Annotated in this window: 24 protein-coding genes; 12 read left to right on the top strand and 12 right to left on the bottom strand. The window is 65.5% G+C overall.

What is annotated here, in order from left to right:
• The first annotated feature begins 22 nt into the window (after positions 1–22).
• From ygfZ to APS40_RS11670, 4 genes are all read left to right on the top strand, one after another.
• Positions 23–841, top strand: coding sequence for a CAF17-like 4Fe-4S cluster assembly/insertion protein YgfZ (gene ygfZ / locus APS40_RS11685; RefSeq protein ID WP_055047218.1), 819 nt, complete (start codon positions 23–25; stop codon positions 839–841).
• Positions 842–964: 123 nt separating this feature from the next.
• Complete coding sequence (locus tag APS40_RS11680; protein WP_055047217.1) at positions 965–1,369, top strand: DoxX family protein; 405 nt, start codon at positions 965–967, stop codon at positions 1,367–1,369.
• A 72-nt stretch (positions 1,370–1,441) separates the two neighbouring features.
• Complete coding sequence (locus tag APS40_RS11675; RefSeq protein ID WP_055047216.1) at positions 1,442–2,053, top strand: HD family hydrolase; 612 nt, start codon at positions 1,442–1,444, stop codon at positions 2,051–2,053.
• 114 nt (positions 2,054–2,167) lie between these two features.
• Entirely contained in the window at positions 2,168–2,689 is a 522-nt protein-coding gene (locus tag APS40_RS11670; protein WP_055047215.1) for a hypothetical protein, read from the top strand.
• Between the two features lie 251 nt (positions 2,690–2,940).
• Here APS40_RS11670 and APS40_RS11665 read toward each other — a convergent pair whose 3' ends face one another.
• Positions 2,941–4,146, bottom strand: a complete 1,206-nt coding sequence (locus APS40_RS11665) for a penicillin-binding protein activator (RefSeq protein WP_197279480.1) — start codon at positions 4,144–4,146, stop codon at positions 2,941–2,943.
• A gap of 171 nt (positions 4,147–4,317) precedes the next feature.
• Between APS40_RS11665 and rsmI the strand changes: the two genes are divergently transcribed.
• From rsmI to APS40_RS11645, 4 genes are read left to right on the top strand one after another with little or no spacing between them, the layout of a single operon-like run.
• Positions 4,318–5,214, top strand: coding sequence for a 16S rRNA (cytidine(1402)-2'-O)-methyltransferase (gene rsmI / locus APS40_RS11660; protein ID WP_236884243.1), 897 nt, complete (start codon positions 4,318–4,320; stop codon positions 5,212–5,214).
• Complete coding sequence (locus APS40_RS11655) at positions 5,171–5,581, top strand: YraN family protein (protein WP_055047212.1); 411 nt, start codon at positions 5,171–5,173, stop codon at positions 5,579–5,581. The genes rsmI and APS40_RS11655 overlap by 44 nt, the downstream gene beginning before the upstream one ends.
• 9 nt (positions 5,582–5,590) lie before the next feature.
• On the top strand, positions 5,591–6,535 hold the full coding sequence (gene gshB, locus APS40_RS11650) for a glutathione synthase (RefSeq protein WP_055047211.1): 945 nt from the start codon (positions 5,591–5,593) through the stop codon (positions 6,533–6,535).
• 35 nt (positions 6,536–6,570) lie between these two features.
• Positions 6,571–7,470 carry a serine hydrolase domain-containing protein gene (locus tag APS40_RS11645; protein ID WP_055047210.1) on the top strand — a complete coding sequence of 300 codons (900 nt, stop codon included), beginning with the start codon at positions 6,571–6,573 and terminating at the stop codon, positions 7,468–7,470.
• A 67-nt stretch (positions 7,471–7,537) separates the two neighbouring features.
• On the opposite strand, the gene APS40_RS11640 is transcribed toward APS40_RS11645, so the two are convergent.
• Both APS40_RS11640 and APS40_RS11635 read right to left on the bottom strand, forming a co-directional pair.
• Positions 7,538–8,143, bottom strand: a complete 606-nt coding sequence (locus APS40_RS11640) for a porin family protein (RefSeq protein WP_055047209.1) — start codon at positions 8,141–8,143, stop codon at positions 7,538–7,540.
• 115 nt (positions 8,144–8,258) lie between these two features.
• On the bottom strand, positions 8,259–8,960 hold the full coding sequence (locus tag APS40_RS11635) for a DUF930 domain-containing protein (protein ID WP_055047208.1): 702 nt from the start codon (positions 8,958–8,960) through the stop codon (positions 8,259–8,261).
• Positions 8,961–9,063: 103 nt separating this feature from the next.
• Here APS40_RS11635 and APS40_RS11630 point away from each other — a divergent pair, with 103 nt between their 5' ends.
• On the top strand, positions 9,064–9,708 hold the full coding sequence (locus tag APS40_RS11630) for a MarC family protein (RefSeq protein ID WP_055047207.1): 645 nt from the start codon (positions 9,064–9,066) through the stop codon (positions 9,706–9,708).
• A 500-nt stretch (positions 9,709–10,208) separates the two neighbouring features.
• On the opposite strand, the gene APS40_RS11625 is transcribed toward APS40_RS11630, so the two are convergent.
• Positions 10,209–11,045 (bottom strand): GH25 family lysozyme, encoded by an 837-nt coding sequence (locus tag APS40_RS11625; RefSeq protein WP_055047206.1) that lies wholly within the window; start codon positions 11,043–11,045, stop codon positions 10,209–10,211.
• Positions 11,046–11,381: 336 nt separating this feature from the next.
• On the opposite strand from APS40_RS11625, the gene APS40_RS24465 reads away from it, so the two are divergent.
• Complete coding sequence (locus tag APS40_RS24465; protein WP_197279479.1) at positions 11,382–12,089, top strand: outer membrane protein; 708 nt, start codon at positions 11,382–11,384, stop codon at positions 12,087–12,089.
• A 163-nt stretch (positions 12,090–12,252) separates the two neighbouring features.
• Here the strand turns inward: APS40_RS24465 and APS40_RS11615 are convergent, their stop codons facing one another.
• From APS40_RS11615 to APS40_RS11605, 3 genes are read right to left on the bottom strand one after another with little or no spacing between them, the layout of a single operon-like run.
• The gene (locus tag APS40_RS11615) at positions 12,253–13,788 is read right to left on the bottom strand and encodes a DUF3502 domain-containing protein (protein ID WP_082434348.1); all 1,536 of its coding nucleotides are present in this window, start codon (positions 13,786–13,788) and stop codon (positions 12,253–12,255) included.
• 46 nt (positions 13,789–13,834) lie between these two features.
• Entirely contained in the window at positions 13,835–14,782 is a 948-nt protein-coding gene (locus APS40_RS11610; RefSeq protein ID WP_055047203.1) for a carbohydrate ABC transporter permease, read from the bottom strand.
• Complete coding sequence (locus tag APS40_RS11605) at positions 14,779–15,738, bottom strand: ABC transporter permease (protein ID WP_082434347.1); 960 nt, start codon at positions 15,736–15,738, stop codon at positions 14,779–14,781. Before APS40_RS11605 ends, APS40_RS11610 begins: the two co-directional genes overlap by 4 nt.
• A 175-nt stretch (positions 15,739–15,913) precedes the next feature.
• Here APS40_RS11605 and APS40_RS11600 point away from each other — a divergent pair, with 175 nt between their 5' ends.
• Positions 15,914–16,684, top strand: a complete 771-nt coding sequence (locus tag APS40_RS11600) for an IclR family transcriptional regulator (RefSeq protein ID WP_055047201.1) — start codon at positions 15,914–15,916, stop codon at positions 16,682–16,684.
• A 58-nt stretch (positions 16,685–16,742) separates the two neighbouring features.
• Here APS40_RS11600 and APS40_RS11595 read toward each other — a convergent pair whose 3' ends face one another.
• From APS40_RS11595 to APS40_RS11585, 3 genes are all read right to left on the bottom strand, one after another.
• Entirely contained in the window at positions 16,743–17,267 is a 525-nt protein-coding gene (locus tag APS40_RS11595) for a hypothetical protein (protein ID WP_055047200.1), read from the bottom strand.
• A 22-nt stretch (positions 17,268–17,289) separates the two neighbouring features.
• Positions 17,290–18,396, bottom strand: coding sequence for an aminotransferase class V-fold PLP-dependent enzyme (locus APS40_RS11590; protein ID WP_055047199.1), 1,107 nt, complete (start codon positions 18,394–18,396; stop codon positions 17,290–17,292).
• A 258-nt stretch (positions 18,397–18,654) separates the two neighbouring features.
• Positions 18,655–18,963, bottom strand: coding sequence for a putative quinol monooxygenase (locus APS40_RS11585; RefSeq protein ID WP_055047198.1), 309 nt, complete (start codon positions 18,961–18,963; stop codon positions 18,655–18,657).
• A 251-nt stretch (positions 18,964–19,214) separates the two neighbouring features.
• Here APS40_RS11585 and APS40_RS11580 point away from each other — a divergent pair, with 251 nt between their 5' ends.
• Positions 19,215–20,735 carry a YifB family Mg chelatase-like AAA ATPase gene (locus APS40_RS11580; RefSeq protein WP_055047197.1) on the top strand — a complete coding sequence of 507 codons (1,521 nt, stop codon included), beginning with the start codon at positions 19,215–19,217 and terminating at the stop codon, positions 20,733–20,735.
• A 533-nt stretch (positions 20,736–21,268) separates the two neighbouring features.
• Here APS40_RS11580 and APS40_RS11570 read toward each other — a convergent pair.
• Together APS40_RS11570 and APS40_RS11565 are read right to left on the bottom strand one after the other, a co-directional pair.
• Positions 21,269–23,188: a peptidoglycan-binding protein gene (locus APS40_RS11570; RefSeq protein ID WP_197279478.1), complete on the bottom strand. Its 1,920-nt coding sequence runs from the start codon at positions 23,186–23,188 to the stop codon at positions 21,269–21,271.
• A 50-nt stretch (positions 23,189–23,238) separates the two neighbouring features.
• On the bottom strand, positions 23,239–24,480 hold the full coding sequence (locus APS40_RS11565; protein WP_055047194.1) for a hypothetical protein: 1,242 nt from the start codon (positions 24,478–24,480) through the stop codon (positions 23,239–23,241).
• Positions 24,481–24,516 lie beyond the last annotated feature (36 nt).

Genomic DNA, 24,516 nt, shown 5'->3' with positions numbered 1-24,516 from the left:
GCGGGTGTAGCGGAACCATCCCATGCCCACAATCCTCCGTCCGTCCCGTGCCGCCTTCCGGTTTTCCGGTCCCGAGGCGCAGAAACTGCTGTTCGACGTGGTGACCGGGCGCCTCTTGGCCGAACCCGGCCCGGCGGTGTGGTGGGCGCTGCTGTCGCCGCAGGGCAAGGTGCAGGCCGAGGGCCTGAGCGGCTGGGCCGAGGAGGCATTCTGGCTCGATGTCGACGCCACGGTCGCCGACGCGTTCCTGAAGAAGATGAAGCTTTATCGGCTACGGGCCCAGGTCGAGATCGACGACCTGAGGCAAACCCACTCGGTGGGCTGGAGCTTTGACGGCTGGACCGAGGGGATCGTCCATGCCGACCCGCGCGGGCTGGGCGAGCGGGTGATTGCCGAGAACGCTGCCACCACCGGCTGGCTGCCTCCCGACGACAGGTTCGCGGCGCACCGGATCAGCGCCGGCATTCCCGAGCAGGGGCCGGATTTCGGCATCGACCAGAATTTCGCCCACGATATCGGGCTCGACCTGCTCGACGGCATCGACTTCGTCAAAGGCTGCTACATCGGCCAGGAGGTGGTGAGCCGGATGAAGCATCGCGGCACCGCACGGCGGCGCCCGGTGATCGTTTCGGGCGTCGACGCACCGGCGGGCACATCAGTGCTGGCCGGGGGCCGCGACGCGGGATCGATCGGCGAAGTGGTCGACGGCCGGGCCGTCGCCATCGTGCGGCTGGACCGGATCACCGACGTCTCGGCCGTAACGGTCGGCGGCAAGCCGGTGACACTGGAACTGCCGGGCTACGCCAACTATCAGTTCGGCGAAACTCCGGCCGAAGACTGACGGGGCGGCCGCTTGACAATGTCACCGCCGTTCTATAACCATTTAGTTATGTAAAGGTGCTGCGTTGGGAGCCGGCGCTTCGACGTTTGCCTGGCCCCATATGCCATCGCGAGGAGATTTCCGATGTTTGATCGATTTTCCGCCTACGCGCCTTATGGACTGGCGATCCTGCGCATCGTCACCGGCCTGCTGTTCGTCCATGCCGGGCTGGCCGTGCTGTTCAATTTCCCACCGCCGCCTCCGGGTTCACCCCCTGAGCTGGCAACGCTGATGGCGGTGGCCGGCTGGCTCGAACTGGTGGGCGGCCTGCTGATTGTGCTGGGATGGCTGACCCGGCCGGTGGCTTTCGTGCTGTGCGGGTTCATGGCCGTCGCCTACTGGGGCTTCCATTTCCCGATGAGCCCGTTCCCGAACAACAATTTCGGCGTGGCGGCGATCCTCTACTGCTTCATCTTCCTGTACCTGTTCCTCGCCGGAGCCGGCCCCTGGAGCATCGACGCGCGCCGCGCCGGCGCCACGTCCGCTTAGGCCCCAGCAAAGCGGTTTGGCGAATCAAGCCCCGAAGACTAGCTTCCTCGGCTTCAACATCCGGGGGAAACCATGGCGCGTGGCAAGGAGCGGGCGTGGCAGCGCATGCTGTCGGGCAGGCGGCTCGATATCCTCGATCCGTCGCCGCTCGACGTCGAGCTGAGCGACATCGCCCACGGCCTGGCGCGCGTCGCCCGCTGGAACGGCCAGACCACGGGAGACTATCCGTTCTCCGTGGCGCAGCACTCGGTGCTGGTGCTCGAGCTTTATCGCGCGCTGAACCGCGATGCCGATCCGCGTGCCCTGCTCTATGCGGTGCTGCACGATGCGCCGGAATATGTGATGGGCGACATCATCTCGCCGTTCAAGGCGGCGATGGGCGGCAATTACAAGGAAGTGGAGAACCGGCTGCTGGGCGCGGTCTATCTGCGCTTCTCGCTGCCGGCCACGCCGCCGGCAGCGCTGCAGAAGCAGATCAAGCGGGCCGACCGCGAAGCGGCCTTTCTAGAGGCAACGCACCTTGCCGGGTTCGATGCCGAAGAGGCCCGCCGCTATTTTGGCGAGCCGAGCTTTCCGGTGTTCGAGTTCGAGCCATTCGAAAAACTGATCCGTCCGTGGCCGACCCGCGAAGCCTATGACCGCTTCGTCGACGTGGTCGAAAAGCTGGCCGCCACGCTTGCCTGACCCTGACACCGCGACTCCCTGCCTGGTTAAGTTTACCTTAATCGCTGTTCCATTTTGACACGCCTCGAAACGTCATGGTTGATGGTTGGTTAACAAACCGACCGGAGAACGGCCATGGACGCGACGAAGGCGATCATGCTTGGGGGAGCATTCGGGCTCGGCGCGGCGATATTGCTGGCGCTGCCGAACGTGCTGCCGCGGGCGGTGGCCGAGGAAGAGCCGATGCGGACGCTGCTCAGCACCCCCAACGAGATCTGGCCGCCGGCTTTCGACCCGGATCGGCTGATGCGCTGGAGCTACTACGTGCAGCCAGGCGTGTCGGCGGAGCCGGTCAAGGAAACCGTGGTGCGCAAGATCGGCTATGGCCGCACCACGTTCGTCAACGTCATGGAAACTGCGAGCGGCGTCTACTCGACCGACGGGCTCGCCAGTCCGCACATCCAGTATCCGGGCATCATCAAGGAGCCCAAGCCGTCTCCCCATGCGGGCCTGTGGTACTGGAGCGGCCGCAGATGGGTGGCGAGTGCGCCCCTCACGGCTGGCTCGTTCGTGACGATCATTCCATTCGATGGCGGGAGCCTCCTGACCACCGAGGACGGCAGCTGCGTGGCGCTGGGCAAGAGCGTCTACTGCTGAGGCGCTTCAGGCTGCCGGCTGCGGGCTTGGGGATGGTTGCAGAGGGCCTCCCGCTGCTATCGGGGCTTTCCCCTCATCCGGCGCTGCGCGCCACCTTCTCCCCGACGGGGAGAAGAATACCGCACCTTCGGCGATCACCTCTATTCCCGCGGTGAAGGCCATTAGGCCTTCACCGGACCCCGTTGGGGAGAGGGTGGATCGCGCGCAGCGCGAGACGGGTGAGGGGTTTGAGGCACCCAACCAGATGCCAATTACAGCTTCGGCCCTTCGGCCACGCTGGCGGCGCCGATCGAGACCTGCTTGATCACCAGCGCATATTCGCTTCGCCCGTCCGGCAGGAAGCGGAACACGCCGTCGCGGCCGTTGAACCCGGCCGGCAGCGTCAGCTGCGCGCGGTCGTATTTCGGCGTGCCATTGGCAAGCGAGCCGGCATTGGCGAGGATGGTCGCGGTATAGGCGATGGTGGCGAACTTGTGCGGCGCCGAACCGTACTTGGCCTGGTACTCGGGCAATAACGCGTTATATCCGGTTTCGTCGATGGCGGGGAAGATCGCTCCGGCGAGTGCCGTGGTGTTGAGGATCGAGGGGTCGCCATCCCAGTCGGCCGAGCCGATCAGCTGCACCTTGCCGGGCGGAATGCCGGCTTCGTTGAGCAGGTTGGCAAAGCTCGGAGCGGTCGCGCGATCGGGGATGAACAATGCATCGACCTGCCCGGCTTGCAGCATCGGCGCCAGCTGGGTCACGACGTTCCGAGCCTCGGCCTCGGAGGAGAAATTGTAGACAGCGCGCGCGTTGAGCCCCAGGTCGGCGGCCGCCTGGCGGAAGGCGCCCTCCTGGATGCGGCCGAAATCGGTGGTCGGGAAAATGCCGGCGAAGGCCTTCTTGCCGAGCCGCTTGGCATAGCCCATCGAACGCCGTACTTCGCTCTCGGGCAGGATGTTGAGCAGATAGACGCCGGGCGAGGCGGCGCCGGAATTGTTGGAGAAGCCGATCACCGGCACTCCGGCGGCCTTCGCCACCTGCCCGACCGCTGTCACCTGGTCGGCGCGCAACGGTCCCAGAATCAGGCTCACCCCTTCGCCGAGCGCCTGCTGCGCCGCCTGGGTGGCGCCACCCGGCGTCGCTCCGGTGTCCTTCAGCAGCACGGTGATGTTCTCGCCGATATTGGGGTTGGTCTCGACGAACTTGATGGCCAGCTCCGACGCATTGGCCATCGAGGTGCCGACGCCCGCGAGGTTGGGATCGCCCGAGAGCGGCAGGAGCAGCGCGACGCGCACCGGCCCCTTGCCGAAGCTCTTGCCGGTAGTGAGCGGCTGCGACGGCCCGCTGGTGGTTCCGCCAGCCGGGCCGAAGGAGAAGTTGCCGGCCGAACAGGCCGACAGCAACGCCGCGGCGACCAGCCCGAGCCCCACAGACCTGAGCCCAGTCAGCACGCCCGCGCCAGCAGAACTTCTCACTTGCCCAACCTTCATCAAGTCCCGCACTGTAGCGCGCCACTCTTGGAGCGCGGTCAGGAAAAGGCACACTTTTCCGGTTCGACCGCCGACCATACTGAACCGTGGTCTATACAGAATCGAGCCCGGCTCATAAAGACCGGGCTTAACTTCGGCTTAACATTCGGGGTGAGCGTGGACGAGCGGCCGACGAGCTACTTCATTGCCGGGACCGAGTTTCCGGCGCCGCCGCTGGCGGCGGGGCTCTATGTCGTCGCCACCCCGATCGGTAACCTCAAGGACATCACGCTCAGGGCGCTCGAGACGCTGGCGGCGGCCGACCTGATCCTGTGCGAAGACACCCGCCACTCGGCGACGCTGCTCGATCACTACGGTATCCGCACCCCGCGCAAATCGCTGCACGAGCATAATGAGCGGGCCCGCATCGGCGAGGTGATTGCCTCGATCGAGGCCGGGCGCGCCATTGCCCAGATTTCCGATGCCGGCACGCCGCTGCTCTCCGACCCCGGCTTTCCGCTGGTGCGCGCGGTGCGCGAGGCCAACCTGCCCGTCTTCGCCAATCCCGGCGCTTCGGCGCTGCTGGCGGCGCTCGCCAGCGCGGGCCTGCCCACCGATGCATTCGGCTTTGTCGGGTTCCTGCCGGCGAAGTCCGGGGCGCGGGCCAACGCGCTTGCGGCGCTCAAGACGCGCGCCGACACGCTGGTGTTCTATGAATCGCCGCGCCGGCTGGGCGACACGCTGGCGGCGATGGGCGAAGCGCTGGGCGACCGGCCGGCGGCGGTGGCGCTCGAACTCACCAAGCGTTTCGAGCGGGTCGAACGCGGCACGCTCAGCGAGCTCGCGGCGCAGTTCGGGGATCGTGACACCAAGGGCGAAGCGGTGATCCTGGTCGGCGGCGCTGAGGGGGTGGTCGTCGAAGCCGCCGACTGGCAGGCGGCCCTCGACGAAGCACTGGCTGCGGGACCGCTGCGGGCTGCCGTCGACGAGATCACCGCCCGCTTCGGCCTCAAGCGCAAGGAGGTCTACGATGCCGCCCTGGCCAGGAAAGCAACAGAGTCGACCCAGGAATAGCCAGACCCGGAAGAGCCGGCTCGGCGCCGAGCTCTATGGCCGGCGCGGCGAGACGCTGGCGGCCTGGTACCTGCGACTCAAGGGCTACCGTATTGTCGCGACGCGGGTGAAGACGCCGGTGGGCGAGATCGACCTCATCGCCCGGCGCTTCGGCACCACTGCCTTCGTCGAAGTCAAGGCACGGAAGCACCGCGGGGAGGAAGCCGTGGCGCTCGAGGCGGTCAATACCAGCCGCATTTCGCGCGCCGCGCAGTACTATGTGGCGCGCCACCCGGCGCTGGCCGAAACGCCGCTCCGCTTCGATGTGATTTTCCTTGCGCCCGGCACTTGGCCGCGCCATGTCAAAGGCGCTTTCGACGCCAGCTAGGACCGCTTCATGTCCCTCAAAATTGCCGTGCAGATGGACCCCATCGCTTCGATCAATCCGGCGGGGGATTCGACCTTCGCGCTGATGCTCGAGGCGCAGGCGCGCAAGCACAAGGTCGACTATTACGTGCCGCAATCTCTGGCGCTGCGCGACAACCACGTCTCCGCCGAAGTCGCGCCGATCACGCTGTTCGACAAGCCCAAGGGCGAGCACTACGCGCTGGGCGAATTCTCCCGCGTCGATCTGGCCGCCTATGACGTGGTGCTGATGCGGCAGGATCCGCCGTTCGACATGAACTACATCACGCTCAGCCACCTGCTGGAGCGCATCCACCCCAAGACCTTCGTGGTGAACCCGCCGGCGGCGGTGCGTAATGCGCCGGAAAAGATCCTCGTCACCGAGTTCCCCGAGCTGATGCCGCCGACGCTGGTGACGCGCGACCGCGGGCTGATCCACCAGTTCCGGCGCGAACATGGCAACATCATCGTTAAGCCGCTCTACGGCAATGGCGGCGCCGGGGTATTCTTGATCCAGGAGACCGACCAGAACCTCAACTCGCTGATCGAGCTGTTCGAGCAGAGTTTCCGCGAGCCGTTCATGGTGCAGAAATACCTGCCGGACGTGCGGAAGGGCGACAAGCGCATCATCCTCGTCGACGGAGAGCCGGTGGCCGGGCTCAACCGCATTCCGGCCGAGGGCGAGGCGCGCTCCAATATGCATGTCGGCGGTCGCCCCGAACTGTCGCCGCTCACCGCGCGGGAGCGCGAGATCTGCGCCACCATCGGCCCGGCGCTCAAGGCACGCGACATGATCTTCGTCGGCATCGACGTGATCGGCGACTACCTCACCGAGATCAACGTCACCTCGCCCACCGGCATCCGCGAGATCAAGCGCTTCGGCGGGCCGGATATCGCGGTGCTGATCTGGGACGCCATCGAGAAGCGGCGGGCCTGAAGCCCCTGGTCCCGCTCGCGACGCTGGTCGAGCGGGTGGGGTTTGCGGCGGGCACGCCGGTGGCGGTGGCCCGGATTGCGGGCGGCAGCATCGAAGACTACGTCCGTGGCGTCTGGCCCAGTGGCCAGCCGGTCGCGTCGACGGACCGCTTCTACGTCGCAAGCCTCGCCAAGCAGATCACCGGCGCGGCCCTGGCATTGCTGGTGCGCGATGGCCGGATCGACCCCGACCGCCCCGTCTCCAACTATATGGGTAGACTGCCCCCCTGGTCGGCAAGCATCACGCCGCGCCAGCTTGCCCATCACGCCAGCGGCTTGCCGCCGGCCGGCCAGTTGGAAGCGCGCCTGATTGGCGACTGGACCGAAGCGTTCGTTCTCGAAGTGCTGGGCGAGCTCACCGAGCTGCCCTCGCCGCCGGGTGCGGCCTACAGCTACTCCAACGCCGGCTATGTGCTGCTTGCCCGCATCATTGCCGAAGCCAGCGGCATGCCGCTCGCCGCGTTCGCGGCGCAGCGGCTGTTCCAACCGCTCGGCATCGACGACATCGGCTTCATCACAGATTTCGCCTCACAACTGCAAACTCCGCTGCTCGGCCGGCGCCTGCCACTCACTCACGGCGACGGTGGCCTGTGGTCCAGCGCCCGCGCCTTCGCGCAGTGGCTCGACCACCAGAACCGCGACACCCTCGGCCTCGCAGCATTGGTCGAAACAGCGGGGCGGCTCATCGACGGGCAGAGGGTCGATTACGGCTGGGGACTTGGCCTGCGCGAGTACCAAGGCACGCCCCTGCTGATCCATGGCGGCGGATGGACGGGTGCCGCTGCCAAAACCGTCCGCAGCCGCGCCCTCGGCATCGCCGTCATCGGTCTTGCCGCGGAGAGCGAGGCGGAGCGGGTGAACGACCTCGTCACCGCCGTGCTCACCGACGCGTCGTGATCAACGGCCGCACAAAGCAAAAAAGCCGCCCCGTGGGGCGGCCCATTTGGCGCGGAGCAGGCCGCGACTACATAGCGAAGCGCAGGCCGACGAGCAGCGTGTTGGTCGGGGAGCTGACGTCGTTTGTGCCAAGCGCGACGGTATCAAACGTGTCCTGGTGCTTGAACTCGCCGAACAGCGCCACGTTCTCCAGCACATTGGCCCGCGCGCCGATGGCGACCTGGTAGCCGGCGCCGGCATCGGACAGTTTGTCCCCGTTGGCATCCTCATAGGTGATACCGACGAAGCCCAGGCCGGCAGCTCCGTAGAGCTCGAACGTGTCGTTCAAGGGCACGGCGTACTCGACTTCCACCATGCCACTGAGGCTGTGCTGGAACTCGTTGCTGTATACGGCTTCGGCGTACTCCGCCGAGGTCCACATCACGTCAAGCCCCACCGACAGGCCGGGAACGGGCGTCGCTACACCGAAACTGGCGCCGAAGGCCGGCCCGACCTTCAGATCGTAGTCATCACCGTTCCACGTGGCGATGCTGGGCAGCGCTACGCCACCGTAGACCTCTGCATAGAAGCCACCAAAATCCGCAACCGCATCCGAAACAATCGGATCAGCGGCAAAGGCCGGCGTGGCAGCGAGCAGCGCAAACGCCGCGGCAGTCAGGATCAGCTTGTTCATGATGCCCCAAAGCACAAGTATTCGAGACACCGATACTACGGTTCGGCGCGCCGAACCGTTATGGTTCAGCGCGACCGATTCAAATACTTCAACTGTAGCGCCTGCGCCACACCCGTCAGTCGGCGTCTTCCTCGGCGGCGGTGAGATAGTGCTCCTCCCACTGCTCATGCGGGATGAAACTGCCGACCGAAAACTCGAAGCGTTCGACCGCGGAATAGTCTGCCGCCGCGAGGCAGGTGAACTTCAATTCGTACCATTCGCGCCCGCTGCGGAAGGCACCGCCATCGGCGACGAGCGCGCCGTCGCGGATCGCCATGTCGGCCATGGCATACGCGACGACGGTGTCCGGATCGAATTCCGGCCGAGCCCGGCGGATCTGCTCGATCGCCTCGATGCTGCAGAGCTGCACCAGCCGCTCGCTGCCGTCGAGCGTCGTCATTGCGGCGCGCAGCTTGGCGCTTTCCGGTTCGGCCAAGAGGCTTCCGGCATAGAACTGGGTGGCGCGGATGGTGCCGCCGGGCGCAGCTTTCGCGACAGGCCGCGTGGTGGCGGCTTCGGCCGGTGCCGTAGCGGTTGGCGGGGCGGGCGCAGCGGCAGCCGGCATCTGGGCTGGTGTGGTGAGGGCGGCAAACTGTTGCGCGGTCAACAGCTCAACGGCGATCGAGGGCGGCGGCAACGGCTTCGGCGCATCGCGATCCGGGCTCAGCAGGATGAGGCAGAGCAGCGCAGCGTGGAAGGCGACGGACAACGCCGTGCCCCACGCCGATTGCGGCGGTCGCGGCACATCGATCGGGCTGGCATCGAGCGTGATGGTCATGGCGGCCCCGAGTCAGTCGGGCGGCTTTGCGGCTGAGTTGCGGAGCCGGTGAAATCCTCTACCGCCTCTCGCCTTTCGGCCCCGCCTCAGCCATTGTCCCACGATGCCGATCGACACGTTCCTGCTCGCCTTGACCACCTTCTTCGCCACCCTCGGGCCGGCGGACCTGCTGGTCGTCTATGCGGCGCTGACGCAGAAAAACACCCAGGCCGAGCGGCGCGCCATGGCGCTGCGCGGCACGGTGATTGCGGCCGTGATCCTGTTGTTCTTCGCCGTGTTCGGGGAAGTGCTGCTGCGGCTGTTCGGCATCACATTGCCGGCGCTCCGCATCGCCGGCGGCATTCTCCTGCTGCTGATCTCGATCGACATGGTGTTCGCCCGCCATTCAGGCGGCACCGGCACCACGCCCGAGGAAGAGAACGAGGCGCAGAGCCGCGCCGATATCTCGGTGTTCCCGCTGGCGACGCCACTGCTGGCCGGTCCAGGTGCGATCAGCGCGGTGATCCTGCTCACCACCGGCTCGGGCGGCTTCAACCTCGAATGGGCCGTGGTGGTGATCGCGCTGCTGGCGATCCTCCTGCTCTGCTATGCGGTGATGCTGGTCGCCATCCCGATCCAGCGCCTGCTCGGCATTACCGGCCTCGCCGTGGTCAGCCGCGTCGTCGGCGTGCTGCTCGCGGCGCTGGCGGTGCAATTCCTGCTCGACGGGCTCAAATCCAGCGGGCTGATTCCGGGATTGGCGGGGTAGTTTCGGCTGATCGCCGCGCATCGGAGCCGGTGCGGGCTGACCCCCACCCCTGTCCCCTCCCCGCAAGGGGGAGGGAGACCCTCACACCGAGATCGAGGTTGTCGTCTCCCTCCCCCTTGCGGGGAGGGATCAAGGGTGGGGGTCCACAGCCACCGGTGGCAGATGGCGACCGCGAAAGCCTGTAACCGCCTTTCACGAAAGCTAAGGCAGTTCCCCAAAGCAAAGGCCGCGGCGGTGCCACGGCCTTCACGAATTCAAGCTGCAAGTCGCCCGGTTACTTCTTCTTGGCCGGTGCAGCGGTGGCGGGGGTCATCCCGGCCGTGGCGAGCACTTTCGGCTTTTCCTTCTTGGGCTTCTTGGCTTCCTTGTTGGATCTCAACTGACCTTTGGCCATCGGCATCCCCTTCCATTGTTGATCCGGCAGCAACTCCGGCAAATCACTAGCTGAGGCTAGAACCAAGGCGGAATCCTGACAAGCTCGGCGCCAATGGCACGCACCGCTACTTGTGGCTCTGGCAACGGCCCTGCGGGCCGAGGCGATCGACGGTGCGCGGGTCGCACCCGGTGAGCAGGAACGTCACCCAGTCGCCTTCGGTGCCGTAGAAGGCGTTGCGGTCGACTTCGGTGCGAACGCCCGACATAGTGCCGGTTTGCGTCCACTGCCAGAAGATCCACGGACGATCGCCGTATTTGGTGTGCGGCTCGGCAGCGGTCGAGCGCAGCCAGAACGAAGAGTCGAAGTGCTCGCCGGCGAGGATGTCATTGTAGAAGTTCATGTCGGTATAGATGATCGGCACCTTGCCGGTGTGCCGCTCCATCTCGGCCAGCATGACGCGGACCTTTTCCAGCACGTCGGCGCGGTTGAACTTGTTCTTGCAGCTCGAGTGGTTGTTCCACTCGAGGTCGAGCACCGGCGGCAGCGCATCGGGATCGTTGGGCACCATCTTCTTGAACCAGGCGGCCTGCTGCGAGGCGAGGCTGCACCAGGTCATGAAGTGATAGGCGCCGCGCGCCATGCCGGCGGCCTGGGCACCGCGCCAGTTGTCGTAGAAATTGGGGTCGATGTAGTCCTTGCCCTCGGTCGACTTGATATAGACGAAATGCACTCCCCCGCCGCGCGCCGCGTTGAAATCGATGCGGCCCTGGTAGCGCGCCACGTCGAGCCCCTGGATCGGCAGACCCCACGCGCGGCGCACCCCATCATGCGGGTCGTTGTCGCCGGGAATGCCGCGATAATCATGGGTGGGCGAGCGTCCGCAGGCGGCCAGCAACAGGGTGAGCCCGACCAGCAACAGGGATTTGGCGAACGGGAAGGCGGGACGGGCGGCGGCAAGCATGCTGGACGTCGGGCTTTCGAGCGAAGATCGGAAGCCTTTGAATCAACATGGGCCGCTTAACGAAACCTTGCGCTAACCCTTTGTTATTCCAGCATGGTTAACGGCACCGCGCATCCCGTTCGACCCTCCGTGTCCGCACACCGGACTGGCGTGTCTTCCGACCGAAGTGGGCTTGCGGCAGGGGTCAGTTGCCCTGGCGCGGATCGTCGCTGTGCTCGATATGCCACTTCGGCCGCCGGCAAGGGACACCTCATTCGTATGAACGATGCAGCGCAGCACGACGCACGTCTATCCATCATCGTGCCGGTTGCGGTGGGCTTGGACAGGAGACTTCAGATGCGCAGGATTGGGTTGGACGTGCTGGTGATCGGGGCGGGACTATTGGGAGCCGGATCAGCGCTGGCGGCTGACCTGTATGTTCCGGTCCCCGAGCATGCAGCAATGCCGGAGAGCACGCCGTGGAACGATTGCTATGTCGGTTTGCCGATCAGTCGGACCGCCGGCGATACGCTCTCGAGAGCTCCGCTGAGCGATTACAGCTCTCCACTCGAGGGGTTCCCCGTCGGCCTGCAGGCCGGCTGCGACTTCAAGACGGCCTCGAGCAGCCCGCTGCTGCTTGGCATTGTGGCCGACGTCTTCGGCAACGGGCCCTCGGGAGAATCCGACCCGATTCCCGTCGCGCCCGGGATCGACGCGTTGTCGGCGAGCAGTGTCCCGTGGTTCGGAACTCTGCGCGGCCGAATCGGGCTCAGCCTCGACAACACATTGTTCTACCTGACTGCCGGCCTCGCGGTGGCGCAGGTGAACAACGAAGTTTCGACGACGACATTTGCCGGTGAGACCGTCTTCAACACCCATGTGGGCTGGGTGGCCGGCGCCGGGATCGAACAGAAGCTCGACGAAAACTGGGGCATCTTCGCCGAGTATGCATATTACGATCTTGGCGCCCAGGATTACACCTACAGCGCGCCGCTCACGGTGGGGACGCTCGAGTTGCACCCCACCTTCCACCAGATCAAGGTGGGAGTGAACTATCACTTCTGATCCTGAGCAGATCATCTTCCTGGACGACGACTGTCCTGACCCGGATATCCGGCGGTTCGGGCGATGACGAACCCGCCCTGCCTTCATCTTCAAGGCCTGCAAGAGAAACTCCCGGAACGAAGGCGCATGCGCGCCCCCGCTCCGGGGCAGTTACCGGAGCAGCTTACGAGGCGCGTGCCTTGAGGTAGGCGTCGCCCTGCTTGGTCAACTCGGTCATGATGACGTCGAGGCCGGCCGCGTCGGCCGCCTTCTTCAGCTTGTCGAGCCCGGCGTCGACGTCGCCGACGCCGTAGAACAGCGGGTTGGCGTACTGGGTCATCACGTTGTTCATCTGGGCCGCCGCTTCCTTGACCGGGGTCACGTCGGCGATGAACGAGGCGAAGGTGTCGAGCTCGAAATTGTCATAGTCCTGGGCCCAGCCGAACGCCTTCTTTTCGGACTCGGTCATCGACGAGGTGAGGCGCTCGAGCCCGGCGCGCCACAGAATGGCGTAGCTGGGGAAGCTGTAGGTGCTGAGTTGCTCGAAGCTGTGCTCGCCGACCGGCTTCCAGTCCGTTCCCTCGATGCCGAGGCCGACCAGATCGTGGTTCTCCTGCACCGAGAACCAATCCTGCAGCGCCATGGCACGATCGACATCGCCGCCATTGGCATTGACCACGATCATGTTGTCGGCCTGGAAGGTCTGCACCGGCTTGACGCTGCCCAGTGGCCCGCCGAACGGCAGAACCTGGCCAAGGGCTGCCGTCGGAACCGCCTTCTTCAGGCCCGCGAGGCGGTTGGACTGGAGGCCGTCGGTGATCGACCAGAGGCCGGCAAAGCGGCCGGCCCCGAACTGGCTTTCGATCGTTGCCTGGTCGACATTGAGCCCGTCGGCATTGATGATGCCGTCCTGATAGTACTGGCGGATCTTGCGCAGCGCCTCGACGGTGCCGGCATCGTCCCACCAGGGGATCGGCCGCGACGAGCCGGTCTTGGCCGCATCCTTGTCGAAGTAGAAGCGCAGGCCAGAGCCGGCCAGCGAGTACTGCATGGTGTAGGGATTTTCCCACGAATGCTGGTTGAAGAGACCGGTCGGGGTCGCCACGGCCGTCTGCCAGCCGGTCTGCGACGCCAGGGCGAACGGCGTCACCCCGGATTCCTTTTCCTTCACGGCATAGAAGAAGCGCTCCAGCGTCTCGAAATCGTTGATCTCGGGAAAGCCGAGCTTGTCGGCCAGGTCCTGCCGGATACCGAAGTGCTGGATGCGTCCGGCGCTGTTGACCTGCGGAATGCCCCAGAGCTTGCCGCCCCAGGTATTGGCCTCGATCAGCTTGGGCGCGATCTGCTTCTTGAGGTTCGGCCACTTGTCGATCTGCCCGGTCAGATCGGCGAGCGCCCCGCTCTGCTGCAGCTGGGCCATGTTGAGCCAGAGCGCCTGCAGCGCCGTGTCGAACTGCGCGCCGGCGGTGAATTTCAGCAGCGACTGCTGGGCGTAGTTGCTCCAGTTGATGAACTGTGCATCGAAGGTGAAGCCATGCTCTTCCATCAGCTTGGCATTGGCCTTGTCGAGCACGGTCTTCCAGCCGGTCGGCGCCTGCGACGGCAGCAGGGCCACCGAGGTGCCTGAACTGGCGCCGAAGGCCGGCGCCAGGCCCGGGAAGGCCGTGGCCAGGCCGGCCGCGCTGCTGAGCGCCATGAAGTGTCTGCGAGTGAGTCTCATGTTGGTAGTCTCCTCCTCATTTGGGCGACGTGCGGCTGGGCCGCCGTCACCCCTTTGTGGCGCCAAGGGTGATGCCCTTGACGAAGAAGCGTTGCGCAAACGGGTAGGCGAGCAGGATGGGGCCGACGGTGAGCACCGTCATGGCGAAGCGCAACTGGTAGACCGGCGCCATCGCCGCCCCGGCCGAGCTCGGCAGGCTCGCCGCATTGGTGACGTTGGAGATGAGGTTCTGCAGGATCAGCTGCAGCGGGAACTTGTCCGGATCGGAGAGGAACAGCAGCCCGGTGAACCACTCGTTCCAGTAGGTCACGGCGTAGAACAGCCCGAGCACCGCGAGGATCGGCTTCGACAGCGGCAGCACGATCTGGAAGAAGATGCGCAATTCCCCCGCGCCATCGATGCGGGCCGCATCGAGGATTTCCTCGGGCATCTGCCGGAAGAAGCTGACCGTCACGAAAATCAGGAACGGCGCCAGCATCAGCGGCAGGATCATGGCGAACCAGCTGTTGGTGAGGCCAAGCACCTGCGTCACCAGCAGGTAGAACGGCACGAGCCCGCCGTTGAACAGCATCGGCACGTAGGCAAAGATCGTCAGCGGCCGGCTGATGAACGGCAGCCGCCGAGCGATCACCCAGGCGATCGAGGCCGTGCACGAGATCGACAGGATGGTGCCGACAATGGTGATGAACAGCGAGGCGACATAGCCGTTGAGCAGCGACTGCCCGGTGAACAGCAGTTCGTAGGCCCTGAGCGAGAAGGGCGCGGGGAACAGGCTGTAGCCGTTGAGGCCGAGCACCGACTCGTCGGTCAACGACCCCGCGACGATCATCCACAGCGGCACCAGGCAGAACAGCCCGAACAGCGTGACGGTGACGTAGCTGACGGCCGCGAACGGTTCGATCCGACGTCCGGTCGCCTTGCGGGCGGGCTGGCGCTCTGCGCCCGCGTTCGGCGCAACAGTGGTGACCGCACTCTCTTGACCGACGGCGCTCACAGGATGCTGCTCTCTTTCTGAAAGCGGCGCTGCACCATCACCGCCGCCGCCACGAAGACGAAGCCGACGACCGACTGGAACAGGCCGATGGCTGCCGTGGTGCCGAAATCGCCGATCATCCTGAGCGAGCGAAACACATAGGTGTCGATGACGTCTGTGGTGGGGAACAGCACGCCGTTGTCCTGGACGATGGCGTAGATGGTGGCGAAATCGCCGAAGAACATGCGGCCGACGCCGAGCACGACGAGCACTGCGAAGGTCGGCAGCAGCAGCGGCACGGTAATCGACAACGCCATGCGCCAGCGGCTCGCCCCATCGAGCGCCGCCGCCTCGTACACCTCCTCGGAGATCGAGGTGATGGCGGCGAGGAAGATCACCGAGGTGTAGCCGCCCAGCTGCCAGACCTTGACGATGGTGAGGATCCACGGCCAGGCGCCCGGCTCGGTGTACCAGCTGACCTGCGGCAGATCGACGATGCTGAGCAGATTGTTGACGAGGCCGCCGCGCCCGCCCACGCCCGACAGGATCACCTGCAGCATGATGGAAATGACGATGGGCGAGACGAAGTACGGAAAAAAGATCACCGACTGCATGAAGCGGCGATAGGGGCCGCCGCGGATCTCGTTCAGCATCAGCGCCAGGACGAGGCCGGCGAACAGCGACGCGCCCAGGAACAGCGCGTTGAGGAACACCGTGTTGAAGACGATGGTCGCCGCATCGCCGCTCGTCAGGAAGTAGCGGAAATTGGCCAGCCCGTTCCACGGGCTGCCGAAAATGCCGTCCCGGATGTTGAAGGCCTTGAAGGCCACCACGAGGCCAACCATCGGGCCATAGGCAAAGACCAGGAACCAGGCAATCCCCGGCACGGCCAGCAGCAACAGCACCAGGCTGTCGCGCGACGACAATCCGCGCCGCCGCGAACCCGCGGCGACAGCCCTTGCTTTGGGGACGGTCATCGGTGGTTCTGCGGCGCCATGGGGACGCCCGCGCAGCCAATGGCGCGCGAGAATCGACGATCGGTCACTGGGCCCCTCCCCCGAAGAACTTGAACCTCCGACACCACGGTTTCTTATTTGAAACTCTGGGTATCAGATGATAACCGTGGCGGACAAACAGACGGGATGTCAAGCCATGCGTGAGTCTGAGATCGAAGCGCAGAACCGCAATCCGACGATCGAACGGATGATGGCCATCCTCCAGGAGCTGGAGCGGACCCCCAGCGGGCTGGGCCTGAAGCGCCTGGTCGAGCAGTCGGGGGTGACCCGCTCGACCGTCTACCGCATCCTCAACTCGCTGACGGCGCATGGCTTGGTGCGCCAGCTGGAGAATTCCGACTATGTGCTGGGCAGCCGGCTCCTGTCGCTGGCCGACGGCGTCGGGATGCCGTCGGGCGGGCGCGTCGCCAAGGTGGGGCAGCCGCATCTCGACTTCGTGGCGCGTTCGCTCGGCGAGACGGCGAAAATCTCGATCTACGATCGCGGCCATGTGCTGGTGGTCGCCGTCGCCGGCGGGACCAAGCAGCACGCGCTGCACGCCCGGGTCGGCGAGCAACTGCCGATCCATGCCGGCGGCAGCAGCAAGGCGCTGTTCGCCTTCCTGCCCGAGGCCGAACGCCGGCGCATCTATTCGCGGCCGCTGACGCAGTACAACGAGCGCACCATCTTCGAGCCCGACGCGCTCGAGGAGGAACTGTCGCGGGTGCGTCAACAGGGGTGGGCGTGCGATCCCGGCGAGTTCAGCGCGTCGGTCAATTCCTATGCCGCGCCGATCCGCGATCATTCCGGCGACGTGGTCGCCGCCGTCAGCATCCCGTTCCTCGCCGGCCGCGACGCCGAATACGAGCAACTGGTTCGCGCCACGGCGCTCGCCACCGCCGACCGTATCGGCATGGGGCTCGGCTGAGGCGCTGTCGCTGACCGACCGATCGCGCTCAGGCTGATGGCGGCGGTCGCCAGGACGACTAACCCTTCTGCAGGGCGCGTTGGAGAAGCGCGGTTGAATAGAACTCGTAGGAGGCCGCCTTGTCCGGGAAATCGATCAGATGGACTGTGAAGCGGCAGGGAACGCCATTTTCGGGAAGGTTGTCGGCGAAGAAGGATGAGTACGCTTCGGCATAGGCTTTCCGAAGGCGATCCTGCTCGGCGGCGTATCCGGCGGGGTCGGCGAGGATGTTCGGGGTCTTCGGTTGGGCGCCGAAGGCATGCATCTCGATGAAGTCGATATCCCGCAAGGACGAGCAGATCCCCGCCTCGACCAGCCACTTCTCCCAGCACCTGAAGACCAGCGCGACTTCCTGATGGGGATCCATCGACACGAGCTTGTCGAGTCCCAGGACGCCCTTCGCCGAGTAGCCGCCGGTCAGACCGGCGAAATGAATCTTGAGGTCGCCATCCGCCTGTTCCTCGGTGACCAGCGCCGAGAGCACAGGTCGATCCCCTTCATAGTAGTAGGTGAGTTTGCCGCGCTTGCGGACCTTGAATGCCATCGATGATTTCCTCGAAACCTGATCAGCTCGTCAGAACCTGGCGCAATCGAGCGGTTACGACATCGGCCTCTTCGCTCGTCAGCGTCTGCGGGTTCAAGGCTATGGCGTTCGGTTCATCGCCGAGTGCAGCGACCTCGATCCAGACGTCCCCGTTCCTGAGTTCGTCAACGACCTGGTCGCGCGTCTTGCTGAAACCGGCGTCGAGACGAACGATGGCGCGGGCGTGAGGTTGCCCAGCTTCACTCGGAAAGCCGCGCTCCGTCGTCACTCCCGCGATGCCGCCGAGGTCTTTGATCCAGTTCCGGACGATCGCCTCGTAACCTTCGAGAATCGCGTCTTCGTCCTGATCCAGCGTGTACTGGACGGCGGCGAGCATTCCGGCGAGTTCTTCCTTACCGACTTTCAGAGGTCGACCGATGCCCTGCGTCGGCGACGAAAGCCGGCGGCAACCTGCGATCAACTCCCTGGTCCCGAGGACCAGACCGGCAGCTTGCGGCCCGCGGATACCTTTGCCGCCACTGAACACGACACCCGCGCAGCCGAGGGCCCTGGTGTAGTGCCAGAAACTCGAAACCGGTGGAATCTGGGCAGCGGCGTCAACCAGAACCGGGACGCGGTGCTTCCTGGCAATCGCGATGACATCTTCGAGCGGCGGAGATTTCCCTGCCAGCGCCCCGGCAAACCAGACCAGGCACGCCGTACGCCCGGTTATGGCCGACTCGAACGATTCGAGGGTGTCGTCGCACTCGACGAGAGAGGCGCCGGTCTGAAGAATCGCGAAGTCGTAGCCGTTACGCTGCGACGTGAAAACGATGGCTTCGTTCCTGGTGATGCCCTTGAGCATCGGATACGCCATCGGATCGGGTTCGTTCGGCGCTGCCATGAGTGTCGCGACCGCGAGCACGATCCCGCCTGCTGCACCAGAGGAAACGAATGCGGCATCATTCCGGGTGAGCTCGGCGATACGGTCGCCGACCCGTGTTTGAAAGAGGGGCAGATCGACAAACGAACCAGCAGCCGCATGCATCGCCTCGAGAACTTCCCTGGGCATGCGCGACCCACCAAGCTTGGTGAGCGTTGCTGACGCGTTGATGATCGGCTTGATGCCCAGGTCTTGGTAGATACTCACCCGCAGAACCCCTCGCGAAAATGCGAATCCCTTCGTTGGGCGTAAACGTACCCAATCCGGATGGCTGCTGCATGTACCGATTCAACAGCGAAGCGTGCCGCCCGGGGATATCGGGTGCAGGGAATGGTCGCGCGGGGCGCCAGAGTGGCGTTTCAGGGCATCAAGGCGGTGTGGGTCGATGTGCAGCTGCAGATCGCGCCTAGCAAGCCGAAGTCTTGGTGTCGTTGGCCATCATTACGGGCCATGGGAGAGCACCGCCTAAGGCGAAGGCTTTTCCGCGATGATCCCAAGCTTGTGAATCTCGGGGACGTTAGCAAACAGGTTCGCCGCCTTTATTTGCTCCATCAAGGCAGCAGCGACCTTCCCGTTAAGGTGTGCGTCGCGCCCCGCCTCGTCATCGAAAGTGTCAAAGATTGCAAAGGAGGAAGCTCCCTCCTGGATCGCGTACCAGGTTTTCGTCCCTGGTTCGGCATTCACCAAGGGGACCGCCGAGGTCAGAAAATCCGCAACTTCTTGCTCCTTGCCAGGCTTGGCCTCGAGCGGAACGTACAGAGCGAACTGTGCCATTCGCCTCTCCTGTCGTTGTGGGGGTGCTGGCAGGGCATATGCTCGGTGCCGGAGCCACTACGCCGGGCGAGGGGATTGGTTCCATGTGACGGCATTTGTTCCCGCGACGCGCGATTGCCCCCCAGCGGGTCAGGTGACCCAGGCTGCTTGTCGGTGCGGCACTATTGTCGGCACCAATGCGTTCCCTAAATGTTCTTGCATCCTCAGCGAACCTCCTGCTAGCGTGCCGCCCGGGATATCGGGGGCAGGCAATGGTCACGCGGGTCGCCACCGTGGCGTTTCAGGGCATCGAGGCGGTGCCGGTCGATGTGCAGGTGCAGATCGCGCCGGGCTTTCCCAACTTCTTTCTCGTCGGCCTCCCGGACAAGGCAGTGAAGGAATCGAGCGAGCGGGTGCGCGCCGCGCTCTATGCCTCGGGCCTCAGCCTGCCGCCCAAGCGGATCACGGTGAACCTGGCGCCGGCCGACCTGCCCAAGGAGGGCAGCCACTACGACCTGCCGATTGCGCTCGGGCTGATGGCGGCGATCGGCGCCATTCCGTCCGATGCGCTCGAAGGCTACCTGGCGTTGGGCGAACTCGGGCTCGACGGTCGCCTCGCCCCGACTGCCGGAGTGCTGCCGGCGGCGATCGCGGCGCTGTCGCGCGACATGGGCATCATCTGCGCCGAGGCCTCCGGACCCGAAGCGGCCTGGGCCGGCGACGACCTCGAGATCGTCGCGCCTGAGACGCTGCTGGCGCTGGTCAACCATCTGGGCGGCTTCCAGATCTGCAGCAGGCCGGTGGCGCGGCGACGGGTCGAGGCGGTGGGCCTGCCCGATCTCAGCGAGGTGCGCGGCCAGCAGGTGGCGCGCCGCGCGCTGGAAGTCGCGGCCGCCGGCGGCCATAACCTGCTGATGGTCGGGCCGCCCGGTGCCGGTAAATCCATGCTGGCGGCGCGGTTGCCGTCGATCCTGCCGCCGCTCAACCCGCGGGAACTGCTCGACGTGTCGATGATCCAGTCGATTGCCGGCGAGCTGGCGGGCGGGGCGCTCAGCGACCGGCGACCATTCCGAGCGCCGCACCATTCGGCCTCGATGGCGGCGCTGGTCGGCGGCGGACTCAAGGTGCGGCCCGGCGAAGCGAGCCTCGCGCATAACGGCGTGCTGTTCCTCGACGAACTGCCCGAGTTCTCGCCCTCCGTGCTCGACAGCCTGCGCCAGCCGCTCGAGGCGGGCGAAACGGTGATTGCGCGCGCCAATGCGCATGTGAGCTTTCCCGCCCGCTTCCAGCTGATCGCTGCGATGAATCCCTGCAAATGCGGGCTCGCCGGCACGCCCGGCCATGTGTGCAAACGCGGCGACCGCTGTGCGCTCGACTACCAGAGCCGGGTCTCGGGCCCGTTCCTCGACCGCATCGACCTGAAGATCGATGTGCCTGCCGTTTCAGCTGCCGACATGATCGCGCCCGCTACAGCCGAGCCTTCCGCCGCCGTCGCGGTGCGGGTCGAGGCGGCGCGCGAGCGGCAGCGCCAGCGCTACATCGAGGCGGGGCACCCCGAAATCTTCACCAACGCGGCGGCCGGGCCCGCACTGATCGAAAAGCTGGTCGACCCCGACAAGGAGAGCCAGGCCCTGCTGCTGCAGGCCTCCGAACGCTTCAACCTCTCGGCCCGCGCCTACCACCGGGTGCTGAAAGTGGCGCGCACACTGGCCGACCTGGCCGGCGCCGAGAAGGTCGCCCGCCCGTATCTGGCCGAAGCACTGAGCTATCGGCTGAACCTGGCCATGGCTTAGGGGTCGCACCGGTCGCGATCAACCCAGCAGCATGGGGGCGCGGGCGTGGCTGTCCGGGCCACGCTACGACGGTCCCGACCGCGTCATCCAGAGCATCCCGGACAGTGGGTTCACCGCCGATCGCTTATTGGACGTAACCCTTCAAGCGAAGAGGCGGACCAGCGCTCGTGCATCCAGCGGCGGCGATCGCGGCGCTGTCGCGCGACATGGGCATCATCTGTGCCGAGGCCCGGGACCCGAAGCGGCCTGGGCCGGTGACGACCTCGGGATCGTTGCGCCTGAGACGCTGCTGGCGCTGGTCAACCATCTGGGGCGGCTTCCAGATCTGCAGCCGGCCGGTGGCGCGGCGACGGGCCGAGCCGGTGGGCCTGCCCGATCTCAGCGAGGTGCGCGGCCAGCAGGTGGCGCCGCGCGCTGTGGCGCAGCTGCGAGTGGAGCGCAGTTGGTCATCGACAAAGACCCAAATACGAGGACAATACGAAAGAGAAGCGCGCCCCATCGCTATCCCCAAGCGGTTGTCGCATCGTCAGGCATCAATTGACAGTTGTCTGGGCTGGTATGGAGCTGTCCCGTAGGAGCAGCCGATAAAGGCGCGTCACCTCGTCGATGCCATTCGTGCCGCCATTCACACGCTTGCGGATGGCCAGGAGGTTTACGTCGCCGCGGGCGAGGCTGTCCGGGGGGACGAGGTCCTGGAAGATACTGACCGCAATCTTCGCGCCGACGAGCGGATCGAGGGCCTTCTCAGGCTGGGCGACGAGGTCGACTTCGACCAACTTGCTGTAGCGTTCGTAGTTGTACCGTCCGACGATCATCAGATACCCCCGCCCCCGATAGCGCACGCCGTCGCCGGGAGAGGTGTTTCCGAGATTGGTTCGGCCCTCATAGAGCTTTGCTGCCAGGGACTCACTCTCCTCGAATAGCCTGAGGTTCGAGGTTTCGTAGATGATGTTGGCGAGCAGTGCGGCGAGGGCGTTGCGGTTGCGATAACCGCCCTCATAAAGCGCTGGCACGAGCGTCGCCACATGCTTGTACCGTTCCGGCCGGTCGCCTATGGCGCCCTTCAATTGAGCGGGAGAGAAATAGGCGAGCGCTTCGTCCCCGGTGGCGAACTCGGTGTCGTCGAGAGTCGTATTGAGTGCGGCGGCCGTCGCCTCGTCGAAACTGCCCGACGTTTCGAGCCCCATGCTCACCTGAAATGACTGGATGGCGCCATTGGTGGCCGGCCCCAGCATGCCGTCGATCGCGCCGATGGGATAGCCCAGCGAGGCCAGTGCCTTCTGCAGGCGCATGATGGATTGGACGTCATTCGCGCCGGCGGTGAACGGAGCGTCCGCACCCGGGTCGACCGGCACGTCGACGGCCGAGGTCACCGCGTCCACCATGGCGGTCGCAAGGCTGGTGCCGTCGCCGAGCAGGAACACGAATTGCGGCTCCTGGTCCCGCGTGCTGCCCAGTATCGCATCGCGCAGCGGCGCTTCGAGCTCGAACAGATTGCCCCTCTGCAGTCCGCCACCGCCGCTCGATGGTCCGCCCTTGCTCTTGCTCTCGCCTGAGATGCTGCGCGTCACGGCCCGCGTCTCGACTTCGCGGAAACTGGCCATGGTGCGCGATCCCTGCTGGGCCACGAGGATGAGCGACAGGTCGGGGCTGCCGAGCAGCAGCAGCCGGCCACCGTCACCGGGCTCGAGCCGGCCGATCGGGACCTGCGTGGGCAGTCCGATCCGCGGCAGGCGGGCAGCTTCTTTGCTCAGCACCGACAGGGTGTCCGCCTCGCCGTTGGCAATGGCTACCCTGCCGCTGCCACCGGACTCGAGGTCGGGAACGAAGGTGGCGAACCGGTTTGGGTCGTCGACCTGCAGTCCGGAGAGAAAGACGCTGTCCTCGGTGACGGAGTCGACGATCAGCTCGGCCACTTCCGACATCGGTTGCAGCCCCAGGAGCACGTCGTCGCCGAAGTTGAGGAACTGGTAGTACGGCACCTTGAGCCCGATGTCCTCGCTCGTCCGCATCGAGGTCACGCGATAGAACGACGCCTGGTTGTTCGGATCCTTGTCCCAGATGACGAACGACGGATCTCCCTCCGTATCGCGGCCGGCGATCAGGTCCGGGGCGCTGAAGTCGGCTGGAATGGCTTCCGGCCCCCACGGAACGAGGCCGCCATTGGCTTCGATGAAAAGCGCGAAACCATCGGTGCCGTGGACGATCACCGCAACCCCGGTCGATCCGTCCTGGCGGCGAAACGCCGTTGCCGCCTGCAATTCGCCGTCGAAATCGAGGCTCCGGAGCGACTTGCCGCTCGCGAGGTCGATGAAGTCGGCACCCTTCAGGTTGTCATGCACCGCCAGCACCGTGCCGGGCCCGGCCGCAAGGATGCGCGCCATCGGACGGGACAGCTCGATGGTGCTCTGCTGGGCCGAAGCCCCGGCAATGCCCGCGAGAAGCAGCAGCAATACCGCCGCGATCATCCGAACGGGTAGTCGCCACGGATCCTGGCTCGTCCTCACGGTTGCCTCCAGTCGAAGCGCAGCGTCGTCACCTTCCGGATGTCCCGGCCGTCGGTCAACTTGGTGCCGATAATACGGATCTCGACATACTGGATGCTGCCGCCCTCGCCCTTCTTGTCGAGGGCCCGCTGCAATTGCCGTGTGCCTTCATCTATGATGTCGGAGGCATCGAACACCTTGTCGTCCAGCGAGCCCTTGAGTGGCAGTTCGTTGGGATCGTCGTTGTAGTACTGCAGCCGGGTGACGCGAGTTTCGTCGCCGCCCCGCTGCTTCCCCCAGTAGTCGTATTCGATGGTGATGGTGTCGATGTTGGGGTAGTCGGCGACGCTCTCGTATTTCAGCAGCAGTTGCCCGGAGGGCTTGCCGTCCTTGTCGCGCGCCACCTCGGCCGTCCAGGTGGCATAGGCGAGCACCTGGTCATTGATGCGCTTGACCGTATCCGCCAGCGAGCACTTGATCGACCGGCTCTTGGGCCCGGGCGGCCCCTGGTCGACCGCGGATATGGCCGACAGCAGCGGCGACTGGATGGGTGTGGCGAGAATTCGGTGGTCGCCCCCGCTGGTGAGCTCGATCGCCGAGACAATGCCGACGACATTGCCGTCGCCATCAATGATCGGCGAGCCCTCGTGCCCGTCGCTCTCCCATTGAACGGCAGGGTTGTCTTCCACTACGTCGAAGACGAACAGCCCGCCATACTCGGGCACGTCGAAACCGACGGCGCTCAACTTGGCGACGCCGGCGTGCTTGACCGATCGGGGATCGGTCGGCGGCTCGCGCGTTCCGAGCAATACACCATAGGTCTGGCCCACCTGGATGTCGCACATGCTGAGCCCGAAATAGGGCTCCAGATGCGCATCGGGCAGCGAGATCTCGGCAATATCGGTAGCGCTGCCCTGCTCCTGGGACACCAGGGCATTGATGCCAAGATCGGCGGGCGTGTCCGCCGTCGCCGGGATCAGCTCGATCGTGCGTGCAACCGCGCCCGTCGCCCGGATGACCTCGGCGGCGAGATCGTCCCTCGGCTTCCAGTCGGTATCGGCACCCAGTAGATGGCGCGAGGTCACGATCAGGCTGGGACCGATGGCAAACGCCTTGCCCTGGCGGTTGCCCGCAACGGCGCCCTCGGCCGCTTCGCCAGAGACGGATATGTGGAAGAATGCCTTCTGCAGATCGTCAAGCGGGGGCGGGTCAGCATAGGCGGCAAACGGCCAGGCCAAGGCTATGGCGGCCAACGCCATTGCAGGCGCCAACCTGTTGGGGTGTCCGGCCGGGCC

This window comes from Devosia sp. A16, from assembly GCF_001402915.1.
Taxonomy (GTDB): domain Bacteria; phylum Pseudomonadota; class Alphaproteobacteria; order Rhizobiales; family Devosiaceae; genus Devosia_A.
Note: the sequence above shows the minus strand (reverse complement) of the source record. Positions and strands in the feature narration are given on the sequence as shown.

Coding starts and splice junctions, on each gene's coding strand:
- ygfZ (WP_055047218.1), top strand. CDS start 23: ATGCCCACAATCCTCCGTCCGTCCCGTGCCGCCTTCCGGTTTTCCGGT.
- APS40_RS11680 (WP_055047217.1), top strand. CDS start 965: ATGTTTGATCGATTTTCCGCCTACGCGCCTTATGGACTGGCGATCCTG.
- APS40_RS11675 (WP_055047216.1), top strand. CDS start 1,442: ATGGCGCGTGGCAAGGAGCGGGCGTGGCAGCGCATGCTGTCGGGCAGG.
- APS40_RS11670 (WP_055047215.1), top strand. CDS start 2,168: ATGGACGCGACGAAGGCGATCATGCTTGGGGGAGCATTCGGGCTCGGC.
- APS40_RS11655 (WP_055047212.1), top strand. CDS start 5,171: ATGCCGCCCTGGCCAGGAAAGCAACAGAGTCGACCCAGGAATAGCCAG.
- gshB (WP_055047211.1), top strand. CDS start 5,591: ATGTCCCTCAAAATTGCCGTGCAGATGGACCCCATCGCTTCGATCAAT.
- APS40_RS11640 (WP_055047209.1), bottom strand. CDS start 8,143: ATGAACAAGCTGATCCTGACTGCCGCGGCGTTTGCGCTGCTCGCTGCC.
- APS40_RS11635 (WP_055047208.1), bottom strand. CDS start 8,960: ATGACCATCACGCTCGATGCCAGCCCGATCGATGTGCCGCGACCGCCG.
- APS40_RS11630 (WP_055047207.1), top strand. CDS start 9,064: ATGCCGATCGACACGTTCCTGCTCGCCTTGACCACCTTCTTCGCCACC.
- APS40_RS11625 (WP_055047206.1), bottom strand. CDS start 11,045: ATGCTTGCCGCCGCCCGTCCCGCCTTCCCGTTCGCCAAATCCCTGTTG.
- APS40_RS24465 (WP_197279479.1), top strand. CDS start 11,382: ATGCGCAGGATTGGGTTGGACGTGCTGGTGATCGGGGCGGGACTATTG.
- APS40_RS11615 (WP_082434348.1), bottom strand. CDS start 13,788: ATGAGACTCACTCGCAGACACTTCATGGCGCTCAGCAGCGCGGCCGGC.
- APS40_RS11605 (WP_082434347.1), bottom strand. CDS start 15,738: ATGACCGTCCCCAAAGCAAGGGCTGTCGCCGCGGGTTCGCGGCGGCGC.
- APS40_RS11600 (WP_055047201.1), top strand. CDS start 15,914: ATGCGTGAGTCTGAGATCGAAGCGCAGAACCGCAATCCGACGATCGAA.
- APS40_RS11595 (WP_055047200.1), bottom strand. CDS start 17,267: ATGGCATTCAAGGTCCGCAAGCGCGGCAAACTCACCTACTACTATGAA.
- APS40_RS11585 (WP_055047198.1), bottom strand. CDS start 18,963: ATGGCACAGTTCGCTCTGTACGTTCCGCTCGAGGCCAAGCCTGGCAAG.
- APS40_RS11580 (WP_055047197.1), top strand. CDS start 19,215: ATGGTCACGCGGGTCGCCACCGTGGCGTTTCAGGGCATCGAGGCGGTG.
- APS40_RS11565 (WP_055047194.1), bottom strand. CDS start 24,480: ATGGCGTTGGCCGCCATAGCCTTGGCCTGGCCGTTTGCCGCCTATGCT.